The organism is Bacteroidales bacterium, from assembly GCA_035353855.1.
GTDB lineage: Bacteria > Bacteroidota > Bacteroidia > Bacteroidales > CG2-30-32-10 > DAOQAK01.
This window is the reverse complement of sequence record DAOQAK010000055.1, coordinates 19,230-27,023: the sequence shown is the minus strand read 5'-3', so window position 1 is coordinate 27,023 and position 7,794 is coordinate 19,230. Positions and strand designations below refer to the sequence as shown.

Sequence of the window (7,794 nt, the reverse complement as noted above, 5' to 3'; positions counted from 1 at the left end):
TCTTTAGACTTCATAAACTTTTTGCTTAGTCCCCAGAAAATTTATGTGACCCATTATTTATAAAATTAGAATCAAACAGAAAAAAAATAATTAAGGTAAAGTGAATATTATATAAAGATTGTATTAAGACAAATCGAAATAAGTTTAATAAATATTGAATTATTAAACTCAAATATGAAATATACATGAATACTGTGAGCAATACCTGAACGTATTTTTATTCGAGTGAATTTTTTTTATTTTGCTCGAACAGGAACCGTTAGAATAACATTCATCTTAATCTTTTCACCATTTTGAATTCCTGGTGCATATTTAAGTGGAGTAACAAGTTTTACAACCTGCTCTTCGAGTCCGTAACCAATGTTACTCAACACTGCAATATTTGTAATTGTGCTGTCGGGCAAAACATCAAAACTCAACATAATGTTTCCTGTAATATTTTTTTCTACAGCTTCTTCAGGATACTGAATATTCTTGTAAAAAAACATAACCAATTCCATATCACCGCCGGGGTAAAATGGTTGTTGCTGAGTAACCACTGTGAAATTGGTATCAATTTTTGAACTCTTCTGATCAACCTGGCTTATCACACTTAAAGGCAGAAGAGTCATGACTAATATGACAACAATTGCTTTCATGTTACATTTTTTATTTGTTGAAATTTTTTTAATTTATTAATAAATTTTTCTTTTTCATAAGTTACTGCATCAATAAACCTGATAAAAGATTTTTATTTTTTTATGATATCAGTTACTTTAAATTCAGTTCTTCTATTCAATTGGTATTGTTCTTCAGCGCATTTTACACCATCAATACAACTATTAACCGGAACACTTTCGCCATAACCTTTTGCAGTGATTCGGTCTTTATTGATTCCTTGTGAGATAATGTAAGCAACGGCCGACTCGGCTCTTTTTTGTGATAGTTTTTCATTGTATGCATTCGACCCTCTGCAATCGGTATGAGAACCCAGTTCGATTTTTATATCAGGATTCCGTTTAAGCAGATCAACCAATTTGTCTAACTCTAATGCTGCATCGCTTCTGATATTCCATTTGTCAAAATCATAATATATATTTTCAAGGACAATGGATTTGTTGAGTACGATCTTATCGAGCAACAGGTCAACAAAAACTGTATCATTCCTGGTTTTGCATACTGTTGTTGCAAGTGATTTCGACTGCATAAAGTATCCTGTTTTTGTTGCAGTTAAATCATAAGCCGAATTGCATTCCAGGTTTGCATAAAACTTTCCATCATTATTTGAAGTAAGAATTCCTGTTGCATTTGTAGTTTTATTATCCATTTTAATATTAGCTTCCTTCAATACTTCTATGGAATTGTCTTCTAATCGTTGCTTTACCACTCCTGCTAAAATCAGTTTAGTGATAGGTTCAGGAATAAAATAATAAATATCATCTTCACCTTTTCCGCCATCTCTGTTCGATGCAAAGTATCCTGATTTTCCGGGGTCAGTATAAAAAACTGAAAAATCGTCTTTCGCGGAATTAATAGGGTATTTCAGGTTAACAGGCTGTTCCCAGTTATCTTTACTTCCCGAAGAAGAAAATATATCTAATCCTCCCATCCCGGGATGCCCGTCACTTGAAAAGTATAACATACCTTCTGAATCCACGTATGGGTATGATTCTTCACCTTCCGTATTTATTTTATCACCGGCATTCATTGGCTTACTCCAACTTCCATCAGATTGTTTAGAGGAATAATAAATATCTGTTTTTCCATAGCCACCAGGCATATCGGATGCAAAATACAGAACTTGTCCATCAGGCGATATTGCCGGATGTCCAATGGAATACTCACTTGCTTTATTATATTGGAATGGCTTTATATCAAACCATTTGTCATTTTGATAGTGAGCAGAATAAATTTCAAGAAAGTTGGTGTATTTTTTTTCGATTGCATAGTTAAACCAACTGGTAGGGTCACTATTTATAGGCCTTTCGTTTATCCTTCTTTTTTTTGCTCTTGTAAAATAAATAGTATTGGTTGTTTTATCAAACGTACATAATGCATTATGATACTCATCATTAAGACCGGATATCAGAACAGGGTCCATCAGTTGAATATTATTATATTCGGGATAAGAAGAAACAAACGGTATAAAGTCTGGCGAAGCTGACATCCCGGTTTTGGAAATCCCTTCAGCATTATTTTGATTATAAACAGAATCGGGTGAATTTAGTGATGAGCTTTCAGTTGGAATATAATATAATTTGAAATACGCATTACCGCTGCAACCATCGGTTTGTTTCTCTGACAGTGTACTTCCGGTAATAAAACGATCGGATGAAATGATGTAACCATCGTTGAAAGTAATTAATCCGAATTCTGAATAAGTTGAATTAAATGCTTTCGCATTTATGACATTAAAATAGGCAGGGTCGGCTATCCATTCCAATGAATTTTTGCAGGATAAAATCAAATCATCTGCTTTATCTTTCATTTTTGGATTGATTTCGGAATAGCGCTTATATTGCAACATGGCTTCCTCATATTTGCTATTTGATTTTAGAACATTGGCATAATTAAGAACATCATTAGCTGTGAATCCGTCGAATGAAGTTACTTTTGAAAGCCAGACCTCAACTGATTTTGTATCACGCAGCATCATATAGCATTCGGCCATTTCTCTTGCGTTTTCAATCGTTGGTGGATTTGTTTTAAAATATTCCTTATATGAATCAATTGCCTGGGAATATTCATGACTTGCCATAAGGGATTTAGCTTTTTGCAGCGATGTTTGTGCTGATAAAGAAAAACTGAAAGCAAAAATTGTAATGGCTACTGCGATTGACCTGATGTAAATATCTCGTGTTTTCATATGTTTAATTTTTTTAATTAAAAATACCTTGGATTTATTACACTTGAAGTTGTTTTATTTGGGAAATAATAACCCAGGGAGAATTCATGACCCGGATAGTCACTTAGTGTTGAAATAGAATATGTGTAAGCATAACCAACACGGAACAGATCGTTAATATTATATTCTGCCATAACCAGGAAAGCATCTCTTAATCTCAGAGAACTTTCAAGATCGCCTGTAGTAAAAATTTTTGCACCGGTTCGGATACTTGCTCCCAGCCAGAACTTGTTATTGTAAAGGAGAAAGGCATTAATATCAATATTTGAAGGAGCCTTAAAATCCTCTTTCATAAGAAAACTTGGTTTGAATTTAAAGTTTGGAGCGATATCAAAAACATAACCGGAAGTTAAGTAATAATGCCTAACCTGGCTGGCAACCAACAGGTCTTTGCTTTTAAAAACATCCGCTGTTAAATTTGAACATGAAATTCCTGCAAAAAATCTTTCATTATATAAAAAGACACCTGTTTTTGAATCAAACCGGAACTTGTTTGTCATGGATTTAGGAACCTGCGGATCATCGGGAGTTATCGTTACCAGTTCGCTGCCATCGATATTAAAATTAGTAGCTCCAATAGCTATACCCATAGATAATTTAAGGGTTTTACTAATTTTTACTTTAAACGAGTAACTTCCGAAAATCCCATTTTGGTTTTCTGCTCCGATTTTATCATTGATCAGATGTAGACCAACTCCAATTTTGTTTGTTATTGGGCCATCAATACCCAATGTCTGTGTAGTAGGAGATCCGGCAAATCCAGTCCATTGACTTGAATAAATAGCATTCGCATTGAATACTTCCTTTGTGCCAGCATATGCCGGGTTTATGACCAGCATATTAAATATATACTGATTATATTGAGCATCTTGCTGTGCGTAGCCTGTAGCTGTAAATAGCATCAGTGCTAATATTTTTGTGATTGTTTTCATAACAATATAGTTTTAAGTTCGACACAGATTTACCTTAAAATAGTTATATATCCGTTGAAAGTCCTTTGAACATTACACATTTCAACTTTCAGTATATAGAAATATGTACCTTCAGTAAGTTGGCTGCCATCCCAGTTACCCTGGTATCCTTTTATTGAATATATTTCGTTGCCCCACCTGTTTACAACTACGAGGCTATTATCGGGATAAAGTTCAATATTTTTGATTGCCCAGAGATCATTTATACCATCACCGTCTGGTGTAAAGGCATTGCTAAAACCAAGCTGTTCCTCAACGGGTCCGGGATTAACTTGCTTAGTATATTCGTTCTGGCAACCTTTATTATCAGTTACGGTTACAGTGTAATTTCCGGCACTTAGTCCTTCAATCATTGGTGTTAATGAACCATTCGACCAACTATAGGTATAAGGTGATTCACCTCCTGAAGCCGATATTTCGATAGCTCCATTTAGATTCCCCGTGCAGTCAGCATCTACAACTGAAACTAATTCAATTTTGATTTGATCCGGCTGAGATAATTCAAACTGCACTTCCACAGAACAACCCATATTATCATATACGGTTAAAACATAATTACCAGCGGGAAGATCAGAGAACACATCAGATTCCTGTGGTAGTTCTCCATTTAGAGAATAGCTATATGGTGCAGTGCCCCCTGATGATGATACTAAAATTGCTCCATCGGATCCATTATAACATGATACTTCTGATGTAATTGCAACACTTGCGGATAGCGGCTGAGGATTTAATAATGTTATTTCAGGTGAAGTTGCTTTACAATTATTTGCGTCAAAAACTGAAATAACATATGTTCCGCTTGACAAACCTGAGAAAACACTCGAGCTCTGAATAGGTCCTTCATTAATAGAGTAGCTGTATATTCCTGTACCACCTTCAGCAGTTGCATTAATTACACCGTTACTTTGATCATGGCATAATACGGGTGATGTAATAGATGCGTCAATGGTCAATACAGCTGGGTTGTTTATTACAATTGATGGAGAAACAGCAGAACAGTTATTTGCATCAAAAACAGTTAAAACATAAGTTCCACTAGTTAGATCTGTAAATTCATTTGAAACTTGTAATGGTCCACCATTAATTGAATAACTGTATGAGCCTGTACCACCAGAAACAGTTGCAGTAATAAATCCGTCACTTGCATCATGACATGATACTTGAGGTGAATTTGTTGTAACAATAGTAATAGGTGATGGGTTTGTTATCACTATAGGGAATTCAGTAATTGCTGAACAATTATAGATATCATTTACAGTAATGTTATATGTGCCTTCAGAAAGCCCTGAGAAAACATTTGATGTTTGTGCCGGTCCTCCGTTTAGTGAGTAGCTAAATGTGCCGGTACCACCCATTGCTGTTACTGTTATTATTCCATCATTTACATCATGACACGATATCTGCGATGAAATCATAGCTTCGGCAGTTAGTAATGGTGGGTTATTTATTATCATTTCTGGAGTAGCTGCTGAACAATTATTGGCATCGAAAACAGATACTATATATTTACCACTTGATAAACCTTTGAATACATTAGATAACTGTGCAGGACCATTATTTAAAGAATATTTATATGCACCGGTACCGCCACTTGCTGTTGCTGATATTTCACCATCGCTTGCATTATAACAGCTTACCTGAAAACTGGCTTTTGCCATTACTTTTAAGCCTTCAGGGTTGGCTATAGTGATTTGTGGCGCTGTAGCTGAACATCCTTTAATATCATAAACAGTTACAATATAAGTACCTGCCGGTAAACCACTAAATACATTTGAACTTTGAATTGCTCCACCATTAAGCGAATAACTATATGCGCCTGTACCACCTGTTGCAGTAGCCGTTATGACACCATCACTGGCATTGTAACAGCTTACCTGTGGTGAAGCAATAGCTGTTAAAGTTAATATTGCAGGATTGTTTATTATAATTTCAGGAGTGCTTGCTGAACAATTATTAATATCATAAACAGTAACAATATATGTGTCTGCAGGCAGATTACTGAAAACATTAGAACTTTGATTTGGTCCACCATTTAATGAATAACTGTAAGCCCCGGTTCCTCCATTTGCTGTAGCTGTAATTACTCCATCATTTGAATTGTGGCAGGATACCTGTGAGCTACCTACTGCTGATATTACTAATAGAGGAGGGTTGATGATATTGAGCAATGCTTCTGTAGTGGCTGAACAATTGTTGATATCGAATACTGTAATGCTATATGTGCCACTTGGTAATCCGTTGAAAACATTAGAGCTTTGGATTGGTCCACCATTGAGTGAAAAGCTATAAGCACCGGTTCCGCCATTTGCTGTAACTGTTATAACTCCATCATTTGTATTGTAGCAAGATACCTGTGAACTACCTTCTGCTTGTATTGTTAATAATTCTGGTTCTAAAATTTCTACTTCTAATGTTTTAGAACAATTGTAAGCATCAGTAACGGTAAGGTTGTATGCACCCGGAGCTAAACCCGAAATATCTTCACTGCTTGAACTGAATGAACCCGGACCAGACCAATGATAGCTGAAAGGAGCCGTTCCACCACTAACTGTTACATCTATAGAACCATCACCTGAACCTTTGCAACTAACCGGAACTACTGAAGAAGCTGATACAGCAAGCAATGCAGATGATTGCAAAATAGTTGCTGATGTATACCTAATGCATCCATAAGCATCAGTTACTGTAACATAATATGTACCTGGCGCTAGTCCTGAAATATCTTCTGATGAAGCAGTGTATGATCCCGGACCAGACCATGAATAGTTATATGGTAATGTTCCATTTGATACACTTAAATCTATTGATCCATCATGACTACCTGTACACGATACCGGAGTTATTGTGGAAATAGATAGAGTTAACATTCCTGGTGATTGCTCTACTTTTGCTGAAGCAGTTTTTGCACATTTATAAGCATCAGTTACTGTAACATAATATGTACCTGGCGCTAGTCCTGAAATATCTTCTGATGAAGCAGTGTATGATCCCGGACCAGACCATGAATAGTTATATGGTAATGTTCCATTTGATACACTTAAATCTATTGATCCATCATGACTACCTGTACACGATACCGGAGTTATTGTGGAAATAGATAGAGTTAACATTCCTGGTGATTGCTCTACTTTTGCTGAAGCAGTTTTTGCACATTTATAAGCATCAGTTACAGTAACATAATATGTACCTGGTGCAAGACCAGAAATATCTTCTGTTGAAGCACTATATGATGCCGGACCACTCCATACAAAAACATATGGTAAAGTTCCACCTGATACACTGATGTTAATTGAACCATCTCCACCTCCGCTACATGTTACAGGAGTTGTTGAAGTAATCGATACAGCGAGTAAAGCAGAAGACTCAAGAATATTTGCTTCTAAAGTTTTTGCACAATTGTAAGCATCGGTAACAGTGAGAGAATAAGTACCCGGAGCTAATCCTGAAATATCTTCACTAATAGAAGAGAATGCATTTGGACCAGCCCAATGATAGCTGAAAGGAGCAGTTCCACCACTAACAGTAACATCTATAGAGCCATCACCTGAACCTTTGCAACTAACCGGAACCACTGATGTTGCCGATACAGCGAGTAAAGCAGAAGACTCAAGAATATTTTCTGATAAAGTTTTTACACAATTATAAGCATCGGTAACAGTGAGAGAATAAGTACCCGGAGCTAAACCGGAAATATCTTCACTGCTTGAACTGAATGAACCCGGACCAGACCAATGATAGCTGAAAGGAGCCGTTCCACCACTAACTGTTACATCTATAGAACCATCACCTGAACCTTTGCAACTAACCGGAACTACTGAAGAAGCTGATACAGCAAGCAATGCAGATGATTGCAAAATAGTTGCTGATGTATACCTAATGCATCCATAAGCATCAGTTACTGTAACATAATATGTACCTGGCGCTAGTCCTGAAATATCT

Annotated in this window: 4 protein-coding genes; all 4 read right to left on the bottom strand. The window is 36.2% G+C overall.

Going from position 1 to position 7,794, the window contains the following annotated elements; translation table 11 throughout:
- Positions 1–236: 236 nt before the first annotated feature.
- Complete coding sequence (locus tag PKK00_12800) at positions 237–638, bottom strand: energy transducer TonB (GenBank protein ID HNW99281.1); 402 nt, start codon at positions 636–638, stop codon at positions 237–239.
- Between the two features lie 92 nt (positions 639–730).
- Entirely contained in the window at positions 731–2,845 is a 2,115-nt protein-coding gene (locus PKK00_12795) for an OmpA family protein (GenBank protein ID HNW99280.1), read from the bottom strand.
- A gap of 17 nt (positions 2,846–2,862) precedes the next feature.
- Entirely contained in the window at positions 2,863–3,816 is a 954-nt protein-coding gene (locus PKK00_12790; GenBank protein ID HNW99279.1) for a type IX secretion system membrane protein PorP/SprF, read from the bottom strand.
- A 29-nt stretch (positions 3,817–3,845) separates the two neighbouring features.
- A partial coding sequence (locus PKK00_12785) for a gliding motility-associated C-terminal domain-containing protein (protein ID HNW99278.1) occupies positions 3,846–7,794 on the bottom strand: 3,949 nt, incomplete at its 5' end.

Coding starts and splice junctions, on each gene's coding strand:
- PKK00_12800 (HNW99281.1), bottom strand. CDS start 638: ATGAAAGCAATTGTTGTCATATTAGTCATGACTCTTCTGCCTTTAAGT.
- PKK00_12795 (HNW99280.1), bottom strand. CDS start 2,845: ATGAAAACACGAGATATTTACATCAGGTCAATCGCAGTAGCCATTACA.
- PKK00_12790 (HNW99279.1), bottom strand. CDS start 3,816: ATGAAAACAATCACAAAAATATTAGCACTGATGCTATTTACAGCTACA.